Genomic DNA, 25,171 nt, shown 5'->3' with positions numbered 1-25,171 from the left:
GCGCGCCAGTACGACCCGTGCCATCAGGCCCGCACGGCATACACCTCGTGCAGTTCGGTGCCGGCCAGCGACGGGTCCTGCCTGGTACGCGAGGTGAGTCCGTGGAGATTGAGGACCTCGCAGAATTCGGCGAGGCGGCCGTCGTGGTCGTGCACCTCGGCGACGACGGCGCGGATGCGGGGCCAGTCGGATTCGGTGATGCCGAGCAGGACATCGAATTCGGCGCGCTCGACGTCGATCTTCAGCACGCCGATCTCGGCGACCGGATCTTCCTGCGCGAGGATCGCCGACACCGTCGTGACCTCGACATCGATCTGCTCGCCGTCGTGCAGGCCGCGGGTGATGAGGCTGATCGCGTCGTCGGGCAGGCCGCTGTTGCGCAGGAAGGTCTTCGTCGCATCGTCGTCGGCTTCACGGTCGGCATACAGACTCGAGTTCGCGGTGGCGCGGGGGTACCAGGTGAACGGCAGCACACCGGGTGCGGCGCCCACTGCGACCTCGAGGGCAACACCGCCCGGCACATGGGCTTCCATATTGCGGTGCAGACAGTCGAACGTGGCGGGAGCGGGTTCGGCGGCGATCACGCGGATACCGGGGCGCGTTTCGGCGAACATCATCGCGCTGAGCCCGATATTGGCGCCGATGTCGACCGCGAGGTCACCGGGACGCAGGGTGGCGGCAGCCTGGCGGTAGTACCCGTCGGCGATCATCTCGTTCCAGAGCATGCGCGCTTCGGCGGGGCTGGTGCAGGTGACGGTACGGCCGTCGTCGAGGCGCAGTTGCTGCTGTGTCGTCATCAGTTCATGAATCCTTCGAGGATCGGGCCGATCACGGCCAGCGCGGACGGGTGGGTCAGCTCGAGATGGCGAGCGTCGAGAACAGTGTTGTGGATACGGCCGGTGACGTGCGGTTGCCACGTCCGCGCGACGGCCTCGGTGTCATCGCGGTCTTTGCCCGCGGTGAAGAAGATCAGGTCGCCGTCGAAGATCCGCGGGTGGTAGTCGTCGGCGAGTTCGCCCGCGGTGGCGAAACTCTCCATCACCCGGTCCACCTGGTCGGCACCGAACAGGCCGGTACCGGTGATCTGATCGCGGATCACCTGCCAGGCCTGCTCGGTGGTGCTCGCGGTGACGGTGTCGCCGAGGTCGAACAGTTCCCGCCAGCCACCGAGCAGATCGGCCATCAGCTCACCCGGCGCGGCATCGGTGTCGGGAGTGATCGGTGGCGCACCGACCGCGCTATCCATCATGGCCAGCAGCGCGACCTGTTCGCCCTGTTCCTGCAGCTGTGTCGCCACCGCGTGGGCGATCTCACCGCCCAGCGACCAACCGAGCAGGTGGTACGGGCCGGTGGCCTGGGTCCGGCGGATCTCGTCGACGTAGCGGTGCGCGAGCTCCTCGATCGACGTGGCCGGGGGCTCGGCGGCGACGACATGCGGGTCCTGCAGGCCGAATACCGGCCGATCACCGCGCAGATGTCCGACGAGTCCGCCGTAGAACCATGCCAGTCCGCCCGCCGGGTGGATCGCGAACAGCGGTGTGGCTTCGCCCGCGGGCCGCAAGGGCAGCAGCACCTGCATGCCCGAACCGCCCTCGGCCTCGTCGACCCTGCGCGCCAGTGCCCGCGGTGTCGCGTCGTCGAACATCCACGGCAGTTCGAGTTGCACGCCGCGGCCCTGCAGTTCGGCCACCGCCATGGTCGCGAGCAGTGAGTTGCCGCCCAGATCGAAGAAGCCGGCACCGGCGCTCACCCTGGCCACGTTCAGGGTGCGTGCGAAGACTTCGGCGATAGCGATCTCGGACGGTGATCGCGGCGCGTCGTATTCGTCCTCGGTTTGGTCGAAGTCGGGTGCGGGCAGGGCTTTTCGGTCGAGCTTGCCGTTGACCGTCACCGGCAGCGCCGAGAGCACCACGACGGCCGAGGGCACCATATAACCGGTGAGCAAGTCGGCAGCGGTGTCACGGACCCGCGCCGGGTCGATTTCCTGCCCGTCGGCGGGGACGACATAACCGATCAGCTGGTCGACGTCCTTGGCGTGGCGATGCACCGCGGCTGCCGCCTGGGCGACACCGGGATGACGGAGCAGCGCCGATTCCACCTCACCCAATTCGATACGGAAACCACGCAATTGGATCTGCGCGTCGGCGCGCCCGAGGTAGTCCAGTTCGAGGCCGTACCCGCCGCGACGCCACCGGCCGACATCGCCGGTCCGGTACAGGCGGCTACCCGGGGTGCCGAACGGATCAGCCACGAACCGGCCCGACGTCAGCGCGCCCGCCCCGTGATAGCCGCGCGAGAGCTGGCCGCCGCCGACGTAGAGGTCACCGGCGACGCCGACCGGAACCGGCCGCAGCCGCTCGTCGAGCACGTACACCGTCAGACCGGGCAAGGCGCGACCGATCCCGCCGCCGCCCGACTGATCGATCTCGGCGTAGCTGACATGCACGGTCGTCTCGGTGATGCCGTACATGTTGACCAGTGTCGGCGTGCCCGCCGGGTGGGCGAGGAACCAGCCGGTCAGCCGGGACGGGTCGAGCGCTTCACCGCCGAACACGATGTAGCGCAACGCGAGGTCGGCGCCGCCCGCCCCACGGTAGCGGCGCTCCGCGTCGACGAATCCGTAGAACGCCGACGGCGTTTGGCTGAGCACGGTGACCTGCTCGCGCGCCACGAGCTCGACGAAGGCGTCGGGCGTGCGCGTGGTGTCGTAGTCGACGATCACCAGGCGACCGCCCGAGAGCAGGGCGCCCCACATCTCCCAGACCGCGAAATCGAAAGCGTAGGAATGGAACAGTGTCCAGACGTCGTCGGGGCCGACGTCGAACTTCTCCGCGGTGTGGGTGAGCAGGGTGACCACATCGCGGTGGGTGACCGCGACACCCTTCGGCCGACCGGTGGAGCCCGAGGTGTAGATCATGTAGGCGACGTTGTCCGGCAGCGCGGCAGATTTCTGCGCACTGTCGACGACGTTGTCGTCATCCACAAGGACTGTCGGCCCGGCGAATTCGGGTGTCTGTGACGCCATCGCCGACGTGGTCAGCATCGCTACCGGTCGTGCGTCGTCGAGCACGAACCGGAGCCGCTCGGCCGGGTACGCCACATCGACGGGCAGATAGCCCGCACCCGACATGACCACAGCCAGCAGCCCGACCGCCAACTCGGCCGAGCGCGGCATCGCGACGGCGACCAGTGTTTCGGGGCCCGCACCGGAGGCGATCAGTCGGGCGGCGACAGACTTCGCGCGCCGATCCAGTTCCGCGTAGGTCAGGACCGTCGTCCCGTCGGTCACCGCGACCGAATCCGGGGCCACAGCCACGCGCCGGGCGAACAATCCACCGATCGTTTCCTCGGGAACGTGCGCGCCCGCCACGCCTGCCGCATCGAGAACCTCGTAGCGCTGCCTCGGTTGCATGAACTCGATGTCACCGATGATCGCCTGCGGATTCGCGGTCACCGCCTCCAGGATGCGCAGATACCACTGCGCGAACCGCTCCATCGACTCTTCGACGAAAAGGTCTGTGGCGTAGGTCAATCGGCCGAGCGTACCCAGTGGGAGACCGTCGGCGGCGAACCGCTCGACCAGCTTCACATTGAGATCCGACTGCGCCTGATCGACATAGTCCTCGACCGGTTCCACCGAGATCCCCGGTAGTTCGAGCACCACCTCGTCGAGATTCTGGTAGTCGATCGTCACCTGGTACAGCGGCAGATGCGCGGTCGAACGCGGCGGATTGAGCGCCTCGACGACCTGCTCGAAGGAAACCTCGGCGTGTGCGAGGGCCGCCAGGTCGGCTGCCCGGACGTCGGCCAGAAGTACGTCGAACGGCTGATCGGCAGAGACCTCGGTGCGCAGGACGACAGTGTTGACGAACATGCCGATCAGGTCGTCGAGTTCACGTTCCCCGCGCCCGGAGACCGGTGTACCGACCGCGATGTCGCGGGTGTTCGCCAGCCGTGCCAGCAGGACAGCCAGCGCGGCGTGAGCCACCATGAACGGCGTCGCGCCCGCGGCCCGCGCGACCGCGGCGATCCGCTCCTGCAGCGGTGCCTCGATGTCGAAGTCGATGGTCCGGCCGCGCATCGACGCGACCGGCGGACGCGGCATGTCGGTCGGCAGTTCGAGGAGTTCGGGCAGCCCGGTGAGGGTAGCGCGCCAGTAGTCCAGCTGACGCGACAGCAGCGACTCCGGATCGTGCTCGTCGCCGAGCAGATCGTGTTGCCACAGCGCGTAGTCCGGATACTGGACCGTGAGCTGCGGCCACGAGGGCACGCTCGCGGTGATCACCGCGTGATAGGCGGCCGCGACGTCGCGGGCCAACGGGATCATCGAGAGCCCGTCCGCGCAGATGTGGTGCACGGCGATCACCAGCACGTGATCATCCGGGCCGAGATCGAACAGTTCGGCCCGCACCGGCGGTGCCTCGGAGAACTGGAAGCTCCTCGACAGCACCGCCGCTGCCGCCTTCGGCAGCACCGATTCCTCGATCGCAATCGGGATCAGGTCAGGCACGACCTCGTCGACGTCGACGATCACCTGCCACGGGATACCGTCGATCACCGGGAATTTCGTGCGCAACGATTCGTGGCGGCCGATCACCATCGCGCAGGCTGTCCGCAACGCGGGGATTTCCAGCTCGCCGGTCAGCCGGATCACCAGCGGCACGTTATAGGCGCCGACGGAGGCGTCGAGTTGGTTGAGGAACCACATCCGCTGCTGGGCGGGGGAGAGCGGGATCGGGCCGGTGTCGGGCCGCCGGGTCAGTGCCGGGCGTTCGACCCGGTCGCGGCCGGTGAGCCGGGCGGCGAGGTCGGCCATGCGCGGGTACTCGAACAGGTCGCGCACCGCCACCCGGATGCCCAGCGTGGAGCTCAGGCGAGCGGTCAGCCTCGTCGCGGTCAGCGAATTGCCACCGAGGTCGAAGAAGTTGTCGCGCATGCCGACTCGGGGCAGGTCCAGCACTTCGGCGCAGATGTCGGCGACGAGGCACTCGGTCGGGTCGCTCGGCGCCAGATATCCGGCAGCGGCGAAACTCGGCATCGGCAGTGCGCCGCGGTCGAGTTTTCCGGTGGTGGTCAGCGGAAGCTGTTCCAGCACAACGCAGATGTCGGGAACCATGTGGGCCGGTAGCCGGTGGCGTGCCGATGCCCGCACGTGCTCGGGGTCGATCGTGTCGCCGATGAGGTAGCCCACGAGCCGGTCCGCGCCGTTGTCGTCGGTGCGCAGCACCGCTACCGCATGGGTGACCGATCGATGTTCGGCGAGGACGGCCTCGATCTCGCCGAGTTCGATCCGCTGGCCACGGATCTTGACCTGATGGTCGGTACGGCCGACGTAGTCGAGTGTGTGGTCGGCGGTCCATCGGACCCGGTCGCCGGTGCGGTACATCCGGGCGCCCGGATCGTAGGGGTTGGCGAGGAACGTGGCGGCGGTCGCGCCGGGACGGCCGAGGTATCCGCGGGCGAGCTGGATGCCGCTGACATACAGTTCGCCGGTCACCCCGATCGGCACGGGCCGCAGGTGCGAGTCCAGCACCACCGCGGATGTTCCGCGAATCGGACCACCCAGGGTGATCGGTTCAGGCGGTGCGAGGGGATCGCTGATGGCGACCATGATCGTGGTCTCGGTGGGTCCGTAGCCGTTGAACAACCGGCGTCGCGGCGCCCAGAGCGCGGCGAGTTCGGCGGGCACAGCCTCGCCGCCGGCGACCAGAACCCTGAGGCTGTCCAGCCCGTCGGGTGACATGGTCGCCAGCACGGTCGGGGTGAGGAAGGCGTGGGTGACCGCGTTGTCGCGGATGAGCCCGGCCAGCTCCGTGCCCGCGTAGGTGTCGGGCGGCGCGATGACCAGCGTCGCGCCGTGCGGATGCGCCATCAGGACTTCGAGCATGACGGCGTCGAATCCTGGTGCCGCACACTGCAGCACCCGTGAATCCGGGCCGACCTGGTACCGGTCCCGTTGCTCGGCGGCGAAGTTCGCCATTCCCGCCTGGGTCACCGCGACACCCTTGGGGGTGCCGGTGGTTCCGGAGGTGTAGATGACATAGGCCAGGTCGGTGTCGCGGACGGTCCGTGTCACCGCACGCGAAGGTCGGCTCGCGATCTCGCGCTCGGCCGCCGGATCGTCGACGGCCAGGCGTGCCCACTCCCCTTCCGGCACTGCATCACTCACCTCCGCGACCGTCAGCACGACACGCGCACCACAGTCGGACAGCATGACCGCGAGCCGCTCTCGCGGGTTGCGGGGGTCGAGTAGCGCACACGCGGCGCCGATCTCGGCGAGCGCCCAGATCGTGGTGATCAACGGGATCGAGCGCGGCATGACCACCCCGACGGTGTCCCCCGTGTCGACACCGTGCTCGACCAGCCACTGCGCCAGCCGATGTGCCCGGGTATCCAGTTCGGTGAAGCTCACCGTCTCGGTCCCGGACAGCACCGCCACGCCCTCGGGATGTCGGGTCACGCCGTGGCGCAACAGATCGGTCAGTGGTTCGGGAACCACTCGTTCCGCCCCCCTGGCCGGGACGAGTGCCGCACGCTCCGCGGCCGAGAGCAGGTCGATATCGCCGACACGCCCGGTCGGGTCGGTGGCGAGGGCACGCAGGACCCGCTCGACACGGTCGGCGAGCCCGGCGGCGGTCACCTTGTCGACGCGAGCCGCCTGATACCGAAGGCGGATGTGCAAGGTGTCGGTGTGGTGGGCCTGCACGGTGATCGGGTAGTGCGCGGCATCGGTGCCTGCCACCTCCGTCACCCGCACTCCATCGATATCGGCGTCACCGAGTCCGCTGCTGTCGACCGGGTAGGACTCGAATGCCACCAGGGTGTCGAACAGCTGTCCGCCGCCGAGCGCGGCCATGATGCCGGACAGTTCGACGTGGTGGTGGTCGAGCAGCCGGGTCTTGTTCGCCTGCAACTGTTCCAGCGCCGCCATGATGGTCCGGTCACCACGCACGAGGACCGGTACCGGCAGCGTGTTGATGAACAGCCCGATCATCGACTCGACGCCGGGCACCTCGGCCGGTCGGCCGGAGACGGTCTCGCCGAACACGATCCGCTCGCGGCCCAGCTGGTTGGCCAGCACCGTCGCCCACGCGAATTGCACGATCGTCGACATCGTGGCACCCGAAGTGCGGGCGAGTGCGGTGAGGGCGGTGGTGATGTCGTCGTCGAGATCGATGCTCAGATCGGTCGGCACCTCGACGGTGGCCTCGCCGACCGTGTCGGCGATCAAGGTGGGTTCGGTGAAACCCGCCATGGTGTCGCGCCAGATCTCGACACCGGCGGTGGTGTCGCGCCGGTCCAGCCAGGCCAGGTAGTCGCCGTAGGACGGCGCGGGAGGCAGCAGGGCGGCGTCCGCGCCTGCCGCGTACAACCCGACCAGGTCGCGCAGCAGCAACGGCAGTGACCAGCCGTCGAGCAGCAGGTGGTGCGCGGTCAGGATCAGCCGGAATTCGGTGGGTGCGACGGCGACGAGGACGAATCGCACCAGCGGCGGATCGGCCGGGTCGAAGGCCGTTTCGCGTTCGGCTGCCAGGATCTGCGACAGTGCTGTCTCGGGGGCCTCGACGCGGCGCCAGTGCACGGCCGAATGCGCCGGAACAACCTGTGCGACACCACCATCGATCGTTCGCGTGAACGCCGCCCGCAGGTTCGGATGCCGATGCAGCAGGTCCGCCGCAGCTCGCCGCAGCCGCGCCTCGTCGACCGGCCCGGTGAGCGTCATCTCCGACTGCGCCGTGTACACATCGAGGTCGCCCGCGGCGAGTTCGGCGTGGAACAGCAGCCCCGCCTGCAACGGCGCCATCGACCACACGGCCTCGATCGGTCCGTAGCGTTCGGTGAAGACGTCGAGGTCCTGTTGGGTCAGGGCGACCAACGGGATGTCGGACGGGGACAGTCCCCAATCTTGCTCTTGTGCCGACGCTTCCGCGATCCGCCCGAGGGCCGCCGTCCACTCGTCGAGAAGTTCCTCGACGTCATCACGATCGAGAAGCCGTGCGGCATAACCGATCTGCACGGCGAGGGTCGACCCGCCGGGGGTGTCGACGGTGTTGATGTCGAGGGTCAGCGCGGCGGACGCGGGCATGTCCGGATCGAACGAGCCCTGGTGGTCGAATTCCTCGTCGGCGGGAATCCAGGCGAGCCCGGACAGTGCCGAGATGTCGACGCCCGCCCGGCCGAGGTTGTTGAAACTGATCTGTGGTGCGGGCAGCGCGGCCAACCGATCGGCGGTCGCCGGGTTCAGGTATCGCAGCATGCCGTAGCCGATGCCCTTGTCGGGCACGGCTCGCAGCTGTTCCTTGACCGCCTTCACCGCGGCACGAGGATCGGTGCCGTCGATGTCGAGGTCCACCGGGTAGGCGCTGGTGAACCAGCCGACGGTGCGGGACAGGTCGGCGCCCGGGGCGAGTTGCTCTTCGCGCCCATGGCTTTCGAGCAGGATGCGCGCACCGGAGTGGTCGACACCGCGCCGGGCACGCCAACGTCCCAGTGCGAGAACGAGGCCCGCGAGCAGGGCGTCATCGGCGGTGGCATGCGCGGCGCGGGGCACCGCATCCGTCAGGGCGGTGGTCAGCTCGACAGGCAGCGTCAGCGTCAGCCGCTCGACCGTGGCGTGCACGTCGACCGTTGGGTCGAGGGGTGCGCGCCCGAGCAGCGGTTCAGGTCGTGACCCCATCCGCTGCCACAGCGCCAGCTCCTCGGCACGGCTGCCCGCAGTGGCGGACACGGCCTCGGCCCACCGGCGCATCGAGGTGCCGACCTCGGGCAGTTCGACCACTCGCCCCGCACCGACCTGCTGCCACGCGGAGACGAAGTCGGGAATCAGGATGCGCCAGGAGACACCGTCGACCACCAGGTGGTGGATCACGATCAGCGCGCGCCCCCGCGACGCCACGCCGGGCTCGGGCAGCAGGCAGATGATCTGCATCATGACGGCATCCACCGGGTTCAGCGCGGCCGAAGCGTCTTCGAGGGCCTCCTCGACCAACGACGTGAAACCCGCACTGCCAGGGGCACTCTCGGCACCGAATGCACGCACCGACACCAGCCGCTCGGCGTCGATCGCTCCGGGCGCCAACACTTCGAGGTGCGCGACACTCATGCGCGCACGCAGCATGTCGTGCCGATCCAGCACCGCTTGGACCGTCGCGATCACGTCGGCCGAGCGCGCGTCGCCGGGCAGCTCGACCAGCAGCGACTGCGCGAACCGATCGCCGGTGGGACGGTCGAGGTACCAGGACACGATCGGCGTTCGCGTCACCTCGCCGATGCCACCGCCGGGCAGCTCCTCGAGACGCACCCGTCCGGCGCCCCCGGCCACGGTGGCCAGCCCACGAACGGTCCGGTGCTCGAAGATGTCCCGTGCGGTTACGACCACGCCCGCGGTCTTCAATCGCGACGCCAGCTGGATCGACATGATCGAGTCACCGCCACGCGCGAAGAACGACTCGTCCGCACCCACCGAGGCCACACCGAGCACCTCGGCGAAGATCCCCGCGATGGTCGCCTCCAACTCGCTCGCGGCGGCGGCCACGGCCGAATCCGGCACTTCGGCACCGGGTTCGGGCAGTGCGCGCCGATTCACCTTGCCCGTCGACGAGACCGGCATCTCGTCGAGCACCATGAGCACAGCGGGCACCATGTGGTCGGGCAGTGCGCCCGAGATCCGGTCGCGGATCGCGGCCGTGTCGATCGTTCGCCCCTCGGCGGCCACCAGGTAGCCGACCAACGTCGGTTGCCCGGCCTGGCCACGCCTGCTCACCGTGACCGCCGAAGCGACGTTCGGGCAGGCGACCAGTGCCGCGTCGATCTCGCCGAGTTCCACCCGCTGACCACGGATCTTGACCTGGAAGTCGGCGCGGCCCACGTATTCGATGGTGTGCTCGGCGCTCCAGCGCACCAGGTCACCGGTGCGGTACATCCGCGTGCCCGGTGCACCGAACGGATCGGCCACGAACGCACCCGCGCTCGCCCCCGGCCGATTCAGGTAGCCGCGGGCCAGCGCGTTGCCCGCCAAGTACAGCTCTCCGACGACACCGACCGGTACCGGCCGCAGCCGGCTGTCGAGCACGACGGCCCACACCCCGCGGATCGGGGCGCCGATGGTGATCGGATCACCGGGCTGCAACGCGGCGCTGACGCACACCGCGATCGTGGTCTCGGTCGGCCCGTACACATTGTGGAAGCGACGGCCCGGCGCCCAGGCCGCGACGAGTTCGGCGGACAGCGCCTCGCCACCGATGGTGAGCATCCGCAGCGCGTCGAGCCCTTCCGGCCGCAAGGTCGCCAGCACGCTGGGTGTCAGGAACGCGTGCGAAACCCGTTGCGCGCGAATCAGTTCGGTCAGTTCCACACCGGCGAACACCTCGGCCGGCGAGACGACAAGGGCAGCGCCTGCCGCGTAGGCCATCAGCGATTCCATCATCACCGCGTCGAACGCGGGCGCGGCGACCTGCAGGACCCGCGATTCTCGATCCACCTGATAGTGCTGGTGCTTCTCGCGCGCGAACGCCGACAACCCCGCGTGCGTGACGACCACGCCCTTCGGCTTGCCCGTCGAGCCGGAGGTGTACACCAGGTACGCGGCATCATCCAGACGTGCTGCCCGGAAGGGGTGATCTGTCGGCGCGGTGGACAGTTCGGTGATCACCTGGTCGTCGTCGAGGCACAGCCACTCGACCGTGTCCGGCAGTGACGAGCGCGCCGCGTCCAGCGTCACACCGAGCGTGACGCCGGAGTCCTGGGCCATGTGCGCCAGCCGGTCCGCGGGGTAACGCAGATCCATCGGCACGAACGCGGCACCGGTCTTCGCGATCGCCCACAGCACCACGTGGTAGACCACCGATCGCGGCACGGCCAAGGCGACATAGGTTCCCGGCATCGCGCCTGCCCGTGCCAGCAGCACGGCGAGCTGACCGGAACGCCGGTCGAGCTCGCCATAGGTCAGCGTCTCGTCGGCACCGATCAGCGCGGTCGCCTCCGGGTCGGCGGCAGCCACGGTGAGCAGGGACGGCAGTGTCTTCGGCACCCCGGCGGACTCGCGCCCGGCAGGGAGCAAGCACGCGGTCTCCTCGGGGCTCAGCAAGTCGATGTCCCCGACCATGGTGTCCGGTCGCGTGGTGATCGTCTCGAGAATCCACAGCAGGCGGTCGGCGAACCGAGCCGCGGTGGCCTCGGTGAACAGGTCGGTGGCGTAGACGATCTCACCGTCGATACCCGCTCCGTCGGCACGTTCGTTCAGCAGCACCGTGAGGTCGGTCTTGGCCTGGGCAACACCGGGATCGAGCACCTCGATGCCGATATCGTCGAGTTCGAACCGAGTGGGGTCGGCATTGCGGAAGCCCAGCATCACCTGATAGAGCGGTGAATACGCGGTCGACCCCGCCCGGTCCAGTATCTCGACCAGACGCTCGAACGGTACGTCCGCGTGAGCCAGCCCTTCCAGATCCGCGCCACGCAGGTCGGCCAAGAACTCACGCAACGACAGTTGCTCGGCGACGCGGGTGCGCAGGACCACCGTGTTGACGAACATGCCGACCAGATCGTCGAGTTCGGGGCGGCCGCGACCGCCGACCGGGGTGCCGATCGAGATATCGTCGCTGTGCGCGGTGCGCGAGAGCAGAATCGCCAGGGCAGCGTGCAGGACCATGAACACCGTGGCACCTTCGCCGTGCGCGAATGCGACGACGGCATCGTGCAGACCCGGCTCGATCGTGAAGGCGACACTGCCACCGTCCATCGACAGCACCGCGGGCCGTGGGCTGTCGGTCGGCAGGGCGAGCAGTTCGGGTGCGTCGGCGAGAATCCGCTGCCAGTAGGCGATCTGGCGCCCGGCCAGCGAAGTGGGGTCGTCCTCGGCGCCGAGCAGTTCGCGCTGCCAGACCGCGTAGTCGGCGTAATCGACGGGCAACGCCGGCCACACCGGTGCCGAGCCCGTGCGGCGAGACCGGTAAGCGGTGAACACATCCCGGGCGAGCGGCGCCATCGACGCACCGTCAGCGGCGATGTGGTGCACCACCAGGACCAATACGTGGTCGTCGGCGCCCGTGCGGTACAGACGGACGCGGACCGGCATGTCGGTGGCAACGTCGAAGCCCGACTCGACTGCCTCGCGCAGCCGGTCTGTCAGCACCGTCGAATCGTCGACGTCGGCCAGTTCGATGTCGGCGGCGCCGACCGTGCTGTCGTGGACGAGCTGCTGCGGTTGCCCGCCCACCGCGGGATAGGTCGTGCGGAGGGTCTCGTGCCGGCTGACCACATCCACCATCGCGGCGCGCAGCGCCGCCACGTCGAGCGGTCCGCTCAGCCTGGCCGCGAAACCGATGTTGTACGCACCGGAGGCGGGGTCGAGCTGATTGAGGATCCAGATACGCCGCTGGGCGGCTGCCAGGGGGATTTCGGACCCGTGCCGGCGGCGGACCAGCGGCACCGATGCGTAGTCATCGCGCGTCGCGATGCGTTCGGCCAGCTCAGCGACGGTCGGGGCATCGAAGACATCGCGGACACCGACTCGCACGTGCAGCGCGGCCTCGGCCCGGGCCGCCACCTGAGCGGCCGACAGCGAGTTCACCCCGAGCTCGAACAGATCGGCAACGACACTGACCTGGTCGGCGCCGACGATCTCGGCGACGATCTTCGCCAGCACCGCCTCACGGTCTGTGCGGGCGACGAACTCGGCCAGCATCGTCGCCCGCGTCGCGGCATTGTCCGCGTCGGAGGCTATGAACCCGTCCGCATCGTCGAAGGCAACGTGCGACAGCGCAGACCTGTCCACCTTGCCGTTGGAGCTGAGCGGCATGGTGTCGAGCACCTGAATTCGTGCCGGCACCAGGTAGGACGGAAGCAGTCGGGTGAGGTGTTTGCGGACCTTCGATCCGGTGAGGGTCGTACCCGGTCTCGGCGACACATACGCCGTGATCCGGTCAGCGGAAACGATCGCGACTGCTCCGGAGATATCGTCGATCGAGCGCAGCGCGGCCTCGATATCCGCGGGCTCGACCCGTTGGCCGTGGAATTTCACCTGGAAGTCACTGCGGCCCACATACTCCAGATCACCGTCCCATGACCAGCGAACGAGATCACCGGTGCGATAGAGGCGGTCCCCCGGCTCGCCGAACGGATGGGCGACGAACCGGCCGCACGTGAGATCCGGCCTGTGGTGGTAGCCACGAGCGAGCTGGGTGCCCGAGACGTACAGGTCGCCGACAACGCCGACTGGGACGGGTCGAAGCCTGGCATTCAGCACGTATGCGGACATTCCGGAAACCGGGTAACCGATCGGGACCGTTCGCCGTGCACGTGAACCCGCCGTGCAGCGGTATGCCGTCACGACTTCCGCCTCGGCGGGGCCGTACCAGTTGACGACCTCGGCCCGGTCGAAGGTCTGCCTGGCGCGTACGGCGGTGCGCTGGGCCAGCGCCTCACCTGCCGGGAACACATAGCGGACCGACGGCAGCCGCGTCGTGCCGGTGTGCTCGAGCAGCACCTCGAGCATCGACGGGACGAAATGCACGGTGCTGACCTGCTCGTCGGCGATGATCGCGACCAGGTAGGCAGGGTCGCGGTGGCCGGCGGGGTCGGCGACGACGATCTGCGCGCCGGTCTGCAACGGCCAGAACAACTCCCACACCGCGATGTCGAAGGTGATCGGGGTCTTGTGCAGCACCACATCCGACGCATCGTGCGGGAATTCTCTTTGCGCCCAGGCCAACTGGTGGGCGGTGGCGGCGTGGGTGAGTGCGACACCCTTCGGTGCACCGGTCGAGCCCGAGGTGAACAGCACGTACGCGGCGTTGTCGGCGCGCAGCGGTGCGCGACGTTCGTCGTCGCCGACCGGCCCGCTGGGGTACGCGCTCAGGTCCAGCTCGTCGAAGCGGACACGCTCGATGGCGACGGGGAGGGAGCTCTCGTCGCTCGATGTGGTGACGATCAGCAGTGGCCGGGCGACCGACAGGACGTGTGCCAGCCGCGCCGTGGGGTGGTCCGGGTCGAGCGGAACGAAGGCGGCACCGGACTTCACGACGGCGTAGACGGCCGTGATCAAGTCGATCGAGCGGTGAATCGCCACGGCCACAGTCGTTTCGGGGCCCGCGCCCAGATCGATGAGGTGACGGGCGAGGCGGTTCACGGTGTCGTCGAACTCGCGGTAGGTCAGAGCGCGGCCGCCGGGGACTCGGACGGCGACGGCGTCCGGGGTGCGCGCTACCTGCTCGTCGAAGGCATCGACCAGCGTGCGGTCCGTGCTCACCCATGGGGCGTCCAGCGGTCGCAGGAGCCGATTGCGGCTCATTTCGTCGGCGAGGTCGATCTCCCCGGCGATGATCTGCTCGTCGGCGCTGACGGCGTCCAGGACACGGATGAGCTGTTCGGTGAACCGGTGCGCGGTGGCGTCGTCGAACAGATCGGTGGCATAGGTCAGGCGCAGGTTCATGCCCGCGAGCTCGTTGTGCGGGCCCCGGTCCTCGGTGATCATGAGCAGCAGATCGCAGATCGCCGCGTCGGCGCCGACATCGATGCCGCCGACCTCGAGCCCCGGTAGCTCGAGCTGGGCGGGCGCCATGTTCTGGTAGGCGAGCATCACCTGGAACAGCGGCGCGTGTGCCGTCGAGCGCGCCGGATTCAGCACCTCCACCAGCTGTTCGAACGGAACGGCGGCATGATCGAACGCTTCGATGTCGGTGCGTCTGGTCATTTCGATCAGGTCGGTGAACCGCTGGTCGGGGCGGACGCGAGTGCGCAGAACCAGAGTGTTGACGAACATGCCGACGAGGCGATCGAGGGCACGGTCGCCGCGACCCGCGTACGGGACGCCGATGGCGATGTCGTCGCTGCCCGACAATTGCGCGAGCAGGACGGCAAGGGCGGTGTGCGCCACCATGAACGGGGTCACGCCGCTGCGCCGCGCCAAGGCCGCCACGGCTTCGGCCACCCGGGAGGGCACCGCGGCGTGGACGGTCGCACCGCGGTGGGACTGCTCGAGCGGGCGCGGACGGTCGGTGGGCAGCGCCAGCACATCCGGGATCCCCGCGAGTTGGGTGCGCCAGTACAGCAGGTCGCGACCCGGCGCGGAGTCGGGTGCGGCCAGCAATTCGCGCTGCCAGATGGCGTAGTCAGCGAATTGCACTGGTAGCGGAGCCCATTCGGGTGCATTGCCGATCCGGCGTGCGCGATAGGCCTCGATGATGTCGGCGGCCAGCGGCGCCACCGAGTAGCCGTCGCAATTGATGTGATGCACCGAAAGCGCCAGTGCGTGCGCGGTGTCGGTGAGCCGGAACAAGGCCACGCGCAGCGGGGCGCCCGCCGAGACGTCGAAGCCGGTGCCGAAGAACTCTGTCAGCCGTGGGAGCAGTTCATCGGCGGACACCGGGCGCACGGCGAGATCGCAGGCCGCGACGACGTCATCGGCGGTCAGAACGACCTGCGCGGGGGTGCCGTCGTGGGCCGGATAGGTGGTGCGCAAGATCTCGTGCCGTTCGATGACATCGCGCAACGCGGCCGTCATGGCCTCGATGTCGAGTTCGCCGTCGAGGCGGATCGACAGTGGCACCACGTAACTCGCCGACTCGGGGTTCAGCTGGTTGAGCAGCCACATCCGGCTCTGCGCGGGCGAGAGCGGGATGCGCTCAGGCCTCGGTTTCGCCACCGGTCCCGCGACATCGCCGACGGCGCGCTGCTGTTCGACCCAGCGGGCCAGTTCCGCCACGGTCGGCGCTTCGAAGATGGCGCGTACGGGAATCGTTACCCCGAGGACTTCGCCGATGCGGCTGAGCACGCGGGTCGCCAGCAGCGAATTGCCACCGAGGGTGAAGAAGTTCTGGTCGGCGCCGACCCAGGGAGTCTGCACCAGTTCGCCGATCACCCCGGCGATGGTCTCCTCCGCGATCCCGCGAGGAGCGCGGTAGCGGGTCGCGGCGGCGCGGGTGTCGGGGGCAGGGAGGGCTCGGTAGTCGATCTTACCGTTGGCCGTGAGCGGGATCGTGTCGATCCGAATCACCTGGACGGGCACCATGTACGCGGGCAGGCGCGACAGCAGGTACGTCCGCAGCGAGTCGGGGTCGATCGCCTCGTCGCTCACGGCATAGGCCACCAGGATCTGCCCCTCGGCAACTGTATACACCCGCACGACCGCGCCATCGATGTGATCGTGGGCGAGGAGCGCGGCCTCGATGTCGCCGAGTTCGACGCGCAGGCCGCGAATCTTCACCTGGGAATCACGGCGGCCGACGTACCGCAGCCGGCCTGCCGTGTCCCAGCGGACCAGGTCGCCGGTGCGGTAGAGGCGCGCCCCCGGCGTCGAGCCGAACGGGTCGGCCACGAACGCGCTCGCCGTCAGGTCCGCGCGGGCATGGTACCCACGGGCGAGCTGGATTCCGCCGAGATACAGCTCGCCCGTCACACCGGCGGGGACGGGCCGCAGCCGTGCGTCGAGCACGTGCGTGACGACATTCGCCTCGGGCGTACCGATCGACACGACAGGTCCGTCGAGCTCGCCGATCTCGTAGGCGGTGACGCTCACGGCCGCTTCCGTCGGGCCGTACAGGTTGTCGATGCGTGCTTCGCTGACGTCGCGGAACCGGCGAACGGTCGCGGAGTCCAGCGCCTCACCGATGCACAGCACCTGGCGGACGGCGGCGAGATCGTCCGGGTTCGCGATGTCGAGGAACGCCGACAGGAGTGAGGGAACGAAGTCGACCACGGTCACGCGGTGACGAGCGATCAGCCGTGCGACGGCGGTCGGGTCGGTGTGATCGTCGCGCCCGGCCACGACCAGCGTGGCACCGGCGGTGGGTGCGGTGAACAATTCCCACACCGACAGGTCGAAGGTCGCGGGCGTGCGCAGAAGCAGCACGTCGTCGCTGCCGATCCCGTAATGCCCAGTGAGCCAACGGAGTTGGTTGACGACTGCCTCGTGGGTGAGTGCCACACCCTTGGGAACACCGGTCGACCCGGAGGTGAAGACGACATACGCCAGATCCTGCGGGCGCAGCGGCCTGATCCGATCGGCGTCGGTGACCGGCGCGGTGCCGGTCGTGGGCGAGGTGAGATCCGACAGACGCCAGACCGGTGCCTGGGTCGGCAGGTCGATGTCGTCGCCGATGAGCACCCCGTCGGGTCGCGCGGTAGCCAGGACCGTGCGCAGCCGGTCGACGGGGTGGTCGGGATCCAGCGGGAGGTAGGCTGCGCCTGCCGCGTGGATGGCGTAGAGCGCGGTGAGCAGCTCGACCGAGCGGTGCACGGCCACGGCCACCACGCTTCCCGGCCCGATACCGCGGCCGATCAGCCCTCGCGCCAGCGCGTTCACCTCGGCGCCGAACGCGGCGTAGGTGAGCACATCCCCGCCCTCGCCGTCGACGACCGCGATATTCTCCGGTGTCGCCGCGACCTGGCTCGCGAACAGATCCGCGATCGTCGCACCGTCCGAGGGAGCATCGGGGCCGGATTCGCGCAGCGCCAGTTCGTCGAGTTCGCGCGGGCTCAGTAGCGGCAGATCACCCACGGGCACACCGGGATCGGCGACGACACCGCGCAGGATGGCGACGAACCGCTCGAAGATCGGCACGATCGTGGCTTCGTCGAAAAGGTCGGTCGCATACCCGAACTCGACCTGCATGTCACCGGGAGCACCGTCCGCGTCGACCGTGTCGACCAGGGTGAGATGCAGGTCGTACTTGGCGACACCTGGTTCGACGAGGTCGGCCGCCACCGTGAGCCCGCCCAGGCGCAGCGTCGGGATATCGATGTTCTGGAACGAGAAACCGACCTGGGTCAGTGGCTCGTGCGCGGTGCTGCGCGGCGGATTGAGGACCTCCACCAGCTGTTCGAACGGAATCGCGGCGTTGTCGAACGCACCGAGATCACATTCGCGGGCGCGCTCGAGTATCTCCGTGAACGGGGCCGCGGGGTCGACCTGGACGCGCAATACCAGCGTGTTGACGAACATGCCGATCAGCGGGTCGAGCGCGGGCTCGCCGCGCCCGGCGACCGGGGTGCCGACCGCGATGTCGCCGGTGCCCGACAGCCTCGCCAGCAAGACCGCGAACGCCGCATGGGTCACCATGAACAGCGTCGAGTCGTGACACCGTGCGAGAGCGATGATGTCGCGGTGCAGGTCGGCGGGAATCGTGGCCGACATGCTCGCTCCGCGGTAGGACTGCTGTGCGGGACGCGGACGGTCGGTCGGCAGGTCCAGCATCTGCGGCAGGTCGGCCAGTGCCGCGATCCAGTACCGGATCTGGCCCGCGGTCACACTGGCCGGGTCTTCCTGCACGCCGAGGTTTCGCCGCTGCCACAGCGTGTAGTCGGCGTACTGGACCGGCAGGGGCGCGAAGGCAGGCGCCTCGCCCGCCGTTCGCGCCCGATAGGCCACGGCCAGGTCGGTGGCCAGCGGCGCGAGCGAGGATCCGTCGATGGCGATGTGGTGCACGGTGAGCACCACGGTCCATTCCTCGGCCGCGGCGCGCAGCAACGTGATCCGGAACGGGACCTCAGTGCTCACATCGAAGCCGAAGGCGGTCTCGCTCGCGATCCGTTCGGCGATCTCGGTCTCGGCGACCTCGACGTACCGCAGCTGCGGTGCCGAAGCCGGGGACAGGATCTCCTGCCACGGTCCGCTGTCACTGTCGGGGTATCGGGTGCGCAGTGTCTCGTGCCTGACGATCACGTCGGCCAGTGCCGACCGGAGCACCTCGACGTCGAGCGGGCCGGAAATCCGCACGACGACGGGCACGTTGTAGACCGCGGCCGAGGTATCGAACTGGTTCAGGAACCACATCCTGGCCTGCGCGGGCGAGAGCGGAATCCGATCCGGACGCGGCTGCGGCACCAGCCGGTGATGCACCGACCCCTGATCGGCCTGCCCATCCACCGAATCCAGCTCGCGAGCGAGCGCGTCGACGGTCGGCGTCTCGAACAGCGCCCGCACCGCGATGCCGGTGCCGAACACCTCGGACAGGCGCGCCGCGGCCTTGGTCGCGGTGAGCGAGTTGCCGCCCAGATCGAAGAAGTTGTCGAGCGCGCTCACGTGCGCTACGCCGAGCACATCGCGGTAGATACCGGCGACGAGTTGTTCGGTGGGCGTGCGCGGTGCGATGTCTTCGACGGCCTGCGGGAACACCGGCTCGGGCAGTACGGCGCGATCGAGTTTGCCGCTGGCGGTCAGCGGGAATCGGTCGAGCACCATGCACACATCGGGCACCATGTGCGCCGGAAGCCGGTCGCGCGCGGCCGCGCGCACCCGCTCCGCGTCCACGCCCGCGCCGACCAGGTAGCCGACGAGCCGGTCGGCCCCCGCGCCGGCGTGGATCACGACGACCGCGTGGGTCACCGCGGGATCCTCGGCGAGTACCGCTTCGATCTCGCCCAGTTCGGTGCGCTGCCCGCGGATCTTCACCTGGTGGTCGGCGCGGCCCAGGTATTCGATGGTCTGCTCCGAGGTCCACCGGACCAGGTCGCCCGTGCGGTACATCCGGGTGCCCGCGCCACGGGGATCGGCGACGAAACTGGTTGCTGTCACCGTGGGTCGGCCGAGGTAGCCGCGCGCCAATTGCACACCGCCGATATAGAGTTCGCCCGCCGTACCGACCGGCACCGGCCGCAGCCGGGAGTCGAGGACCTGCGCGGAGATCCCGCGAATGGGCCCGCCGATGGTGATCGGCCCCTGCGCGGGAATCGGGTCGCTGATCGCGACCATGATCGTGGTCTCGGTGGGTCCGTAGCCGTTGAACAGCCGGCGCCCCGGCGCCCAGGTCGCGGCGAGCTCTGCGGTGAGGGCTTCGCCACCGGAGACCAGCACCCGCAGGCACTCCAGGTTCTCCGGCGACATCGAAGCCAGCACGGTCGGCGTCAGGAAGGCATGGGTAACCCCTTGTGCCCGAATGAGTGCCGCGAGTTCGGTGCCCGCGTAGACATCGGGCGGGGACACGATCAGCGCGGCGCCACCGGGGTGGGCGAGCAGAATCTCGAGCATCACCGCGTCGAATCCCGGACCGGCGGCCTGCAGGACCCGCACGGTGGGCTCGACGTCATAGCGGTCCTGTTGTTCGGCGGCGAAGTTCGCCAGCCCCTGGTTGGTGACCTCGACACCCTTCGGCACGCCGGTCGTTCCGGAGGTGTAGATCACATACGCCACGTCGCCGGGGTGCACGGGCCTGCCACGGTCGGTGTCGGTCACCGGCGCGGACGAGTACCCGGCGGTGACGCTGCGCGAGACCGGGTCCGCGACCACCAGCAACGTCCACGGGCCCTCGGGCGCAGCGCCCTCGACTTCGGCGCTGGTCAAGACCACCCGGGGCGCGCTGTCGGCGAGCATCGAGGCGACCCGATCCCGCGGGTTGCGCGGGTCGATCAGCACCAGGGCGGCACCGGTTTTGGCGACGGCCCATACCGCGACCACGAAATCGACCGAGCGCGGCAGGACCATCGCCACCACCGCACCGGGTCGGGCTCCTTCGTCGAGCAGGCGCCGGGCGAACCGGTTCGACAACGCGTCCAGTTCCGCGAAATACAGGCACTGTGTCCCGGACACGACAGCCGGACCCTCCGGCGAGATCGCGACGCCTCGGGCCAGCAGATCCGACAGCGCCACGCCGGGTACCGCGTCGGCGCCCCGAACCGGAGACAGCACGGCGCGTTCGGCGGCGGACAGCAGTTCCACATCGCCCACCGGCACAGCGGGGTTCGCCACCACCGCGTCCAGGATCCGGCCCAGCCGTGCGGCCATCTGCTCGACAGTGGCGGGATCGAACAGGTCGCTCGCGTAGTTGAGCCGCACCGCGACGTCGCCGGTGCCCGCGGCGTTCGCGCCCACGGTGACGACGAGGTCGACCTTCGCGGGTTCGGCGCCGGGATCGACAACGTCCACCGTGAGGTCGGGCAGGGTCAGGCGGGGCAGTTCGGTGTTGTCGAAGGCCAGATATACCTGGCACACGGGCGCGTAGGCCGCCGAGCGCCGCGGATCGAGCTCTTCCACGACCCGGTCGAAGGGCAGCTCGCCGTGCGCGAAGGCATCGATGTCGATGTCCTTGACGCGTTCGAGCAGGGCGGTGAACGACTCCTCGCCGCGAATCGGGGTGCGCAGCGCCACCGTGTTGACGAACATTCCCACCAGCGGAGCAAGATCAGGCTCGCCGCGTCCGGCCAGCGGGGCGCCGATCACGATGTCGCCGGTTCCCGACAGCCGGGCCAGCAGAACGGCGAGTGCGGCGTGGACCACCATGAACGGGGTGACGTCCGCGGCGCGGGCGAGTCGCTCGATCTCGGCATAGGTCCGGGCGGGCAGCTGCGTGGTGACGGCCTCACCGTGCATCGAACGGCGGGCAGGCCGGGGCCGGTCGGCCGGCAACTCGAGCACTGCGGGCGCATCGGCCAATTGGGTTGTCCAGTACCGCAACTGGTCAGCGGCGAGCGAATCCGGATCCGCTTCGTCGCCGAGCAGACGACGGTGCCAATCGGCGTAGTCGGCATACTGCACCCGAGGTGGGACCTGATCAGGCGCCGTTGCCTGCGAGCGGGCCGCGTAGGCGGCGGCGAAGTCGGCTGCCAGCGGCGCCAACGACGTACCGTCACAGCAGATGTGGTGCAGGACGAGCACCAGCACATGCGTGTCGGGGCCGATCGTGAGCAAGTCCGCGCGCAACGGCGGGCGGGCGCAGACATCGAAGCCATCGGCCGTCAGCTCGCGGATCCGGCCGACGAGCCGGTCTTGCCCGAGTTGTTCCGGGACGCAGTCGAAGTCGGCCAGAGCCGCCTCGGCCGACAGAACCTCCTGCGTCCCGTGGCCGTCACGGGCGGGGTAGCGCGTTCGCAGCGCCTCATGGCGATCGAGGACGTCGCCCAGCGCCATGCGCAGTGCGGCGGGGTCGAGTCGCCCGGTCAACCGCAGGACCAGCGGAATGTTGTAGGCGGCGGACTCGGGGTCGACGCGGTTGATCAACCACATCCGATGTTGCGCGGGAGCCAGCGGCAACAGGCCGTCGCGCGCGATCGGTGTCAGCGTGGGCCGCACCCGGCGCCGTGCCCGGCCCACGCACGCGGCGAAGCCTGCCACCGTCGGATTGCCGAACAGATCACGCACCGACAGTGCGCATTCGGTGGCATCGGCGACCCGGGCGACGGCGCCCGCCGCGGTGAGCGAGTTGCCGCCCACCTCGAAGAAATTCTCGAACGCGCCGACCCGGTCCACCCCGAGCACCTCGGCGAAGACGTGCGCGACGACCTCTTCGGCATCGGAGCGCGGCGCGACATAGCTCGCGGTGCTCCCGGCGGCCGGTTCGGGCAACGCACGCAGATCGAGTTTGCCGTTGACCGTCAGCGGCAGTTCGTCGACGACCAGCACGACATTGGGGATCATGTAGTCCGGCAGCGACGAACCCGCCTGCGCGACAACGGCGTCGACATCGCAGTCGGCGCCTGCCGGTACGACGTATCCCACCAGACGCGCCGCGTCGGTGCCTGCTCGATGCACCACCACCGCGGCCGCGGCCACCGCCGGATGGGCGAGCAGCGCGGCACGGACCTCGTCGAGTTCGATGCGGAACCCGCGCAGCTGTACCTGCTGATCCGCACGCCCACGGTATTCGAGAGCACCGTGGTGATCGCGGCGGGCCACGTCGCCGCTGCGGTACATCCGCTCCCCCGGCGCACCCCACGGGTCGGCGACGAATCGACCCGAACTCAATGCCGCCTGCCCGAGATAGCCGCGAGCCAATTGTGTTCCCGCTACATAGATTTCACCCCACGCGCCCACCGGTGCCGGTCGCAGGCGCCGATCCAGCACGTAGGCGCGCAGGCCGGGCAGCGCCGCGCCGATCACGCTGGGCGCGCCGGGTACCGCCAGATCGGCGCTCATGTCGGTGTGGGTGACGAACACGGTGGTCTCGGTGATGCCGTAGCTGTTGACGACCACCGGCCCGTCCGGGTTGTCCACGTACCAGGGCGCCAACGCCGCCGGATCCAGACCTTCGCCCGACAGCACGACCAGCCGCAGTCCCAGCGCACCCTCGGGCGCACCCGCCGCGAGGTAGCGCCGCTGAGCTGCGGCGAATTGATAGAACGCCGAGGGCGTCTGGCTGAATACGGTGACGCGTTCACGAGCGGTCAGGCGAACCAGCTCATCGGGCGCGCGCGTGGTCGGCGCATCGGCGACCACGACGCGGCCGCCGGTGACGAGCGGGCCGAAAACCTCCCAGATCGAGTAGTCGAAGGCCACCGAGTGCAGCCATGTCCACACATCGTCGGCCCGAACATCCAGAGCGGCACACGCATTCGCCAAGTAGGTGACCACCGAGCGGTGGCTGATCACCACACCCTTGGGCCGCCCCGTGGAACCGGAAGTGAAAATGACGTAGGCGGCGTCATCAGGTCGCAGTGGCGCGGTCCGCTCGTCATCGCTGATCGGGTCCGCGGCACCGTCGAGGTCGTCGTCCTGCCCGAGAACCAGCGTCTGGCCGCGACCTTCCGACAGTCCGGTCTCTTCGACGATGACGACTGCCGGATCCGCTCGGCCGACCACGTATTCCAGCCGCTCCTGCGGATGGGTGATATCCAGCGGCAGATACGCGGCACCGGATTTCAGAACGGCGAGCATCGCGACGATCAGCTGGGTGCCACGCGGCAGCGCGATGGCGACCAGCGTGCCCGGACCCGCGCCACGGGCGATCAAACGCCGGGCGAGCCGGGTGGAGCGCTCATCGAGGTCCCGATACGTGATCGTCTTGCCCCCGGCGGTGACCGCTTCCGCGAGCGGGGTCGAATGAGCCTGTCGCGACAGCGAATCCACCAGCGTCTCGACCGGGGCGACGCCCTCGACACCAGCCGACTCGCCGATGATCGAGAGCTCCTGCGCGGCGGACACCAGCGGCAGTTCCACCACCCGCTCGCCTGCGTCGGCTTCGATGAATCGGTGCAGGAAATCGATGAATCGGTCGGCGTGCGCGTCGATGTCGCGCTGACTGTAGAGGTTACCGTTGCCGTGCAGCTCGATCAGCAGCGGCGCGTCGGCACCGGTCCGATAGAGATTGACCTGCAGATCCTCCAGCGCGCCCGAGGTGAGCGCGTGATAGCGCCCGACGGCGTCGCCGAGACGGATCTCGGAGTCGAAGAACAAGATGTTGACGACGGGCCCGAAAGTGTTGGCGGAGTTGTCGATCGAGGCGGATTCACGACGCAGATCCTCGAAGCGGTAGCGCTGATGACGCAGCGCGGAGACCAGCTCGCTGATCGAGGCCTTGACCAGCTGCGCCACAGTGGTCGCGTCATCGATCGCGAAGCGGATCGGCACCATATTGGCCAGCATCGCCGCGGCGTTGCGCAGCTTCACGGTGACCCTGGCACTCATCGGGACCGAGAGCACCACCTCGTCGGCGCCGGTCATCCGCGTGAAGAAGGCAGCGAACGCCGCGACGACGACCTGCGCGGCCGACGCGTCGAGCTCGGCCGAACGACGATCGAGCAGCGCGCACAGCTGCGCCGGAAGTTCGCGCGCCGCAACCTCGTCCACGGTGCCCGGGCGCGCCGACCGACCGGACAGACCCGCGGGTGCGGGCAGATCGGCGACCTTGTCGAGCCAGTACTGTCGATCGGCCTCGAATCGCGAGCCCTCCCGATAGTCCTGTTCCCCCGCGGCGATCTCGCGCAGGTGAGCGGCCACCAGCCGAGCCGGTGGCCTGCCTTCCGACAGCGCGTTGTAGTGCTCGGCGACCCGGCACAACACGTTGAACGCGCCATAGCCGTCGATCACGAGGTGGTGGGCGCGCGCGTACCACAGGTGCAGGTCATCGCTGATCCTGATCAGCCGCGTGACCGCGAGTTGATCTCGGGTGATGTCGATCTGCCGGGTGTAGTCGCGGCGCATCCATTCCAGCGCCGCGGCCATCGGATCGCTGTGCGTGCCGAAGTCGAGCACGAGTTCGTTGAACGTGATGTCACGGTCGACGACCTGGTAGGGACGACCTTCCACCTCGACTACCCGCACCATGAGCGACTCGGTCTCCTCGGCCGCCTCATGCACCGCCGCGTTGAACAGGGCGACGTCGATCCGCCCCTCGATCTCGACGTATTGCGCGATGTTGGTCGCCGGTCCACTATGCGCACTGTCCGCGAACCACATGCCGTATTGCGCAGAGGAAAGCGGAATAAGCTCCTGATTACCGGCACAGCTCTCGACAGACTCCAT

The 25,171-nt window shown here is 69.0% G+C and carries 2 protein-coding genes; both read right to left on the bottom strand.

Going from position 1 to position 25,171, the window contains the following annotated elements; translation table 11 throughout:
* Window positions 1–23: 23 nt before the first annotated feature.
* Complete coding sequence (locus ACFULV_RS17470; protein ID WP_378657762.1) at window positions 24–797, bottom strand: FkbM family methyltransferase; 774 nt, start codon at window positions 795–797, stop codon at window positions 24–26.
* A complete protein-coding gene (locus ACFULV_RS17465; protein WP_378657759.1) occupies window positions 797–25,171 on the bottom strand; it encodes a non-ribosomal peptide synthase/polyketide synthase in 24,375 nt (8,124 codons plus the stop codon). The genes ACFULV_RS17470 and ACFULV_RS17465 overlap by 1 nt, the downstream gene beginning before the upstream one ends.

The sequence above is a fragment of the Nocardia sp. NPDC057272 genome, assembly GCF_042668615.1.
Lineage (GTDB): Bacteria > Actinomycetota > Actinomycetes > Mycobacteriales > Mycobacteriaceae > Nocardia.
This window is presented reverse-complemented; position numbering and strand designations above follow the sequence as displayed.

Coding starts and splice junctions, on each gene's coding strand:
- ACFULV_RS17470 (WP_378657762.1), bottom strand. CDS start 797: ATGACGACACAGCAGCAACTGCGCCTCGACGACGGCCGTACCGTCACC.
- ACFULV_RS17465 (WP_378657759.1), bottom strand. CDS start 25,171: ATGGAGTCTGTCGAGAGCTGTGCCGGTAATCAGGAGCTTATTCCGCTT.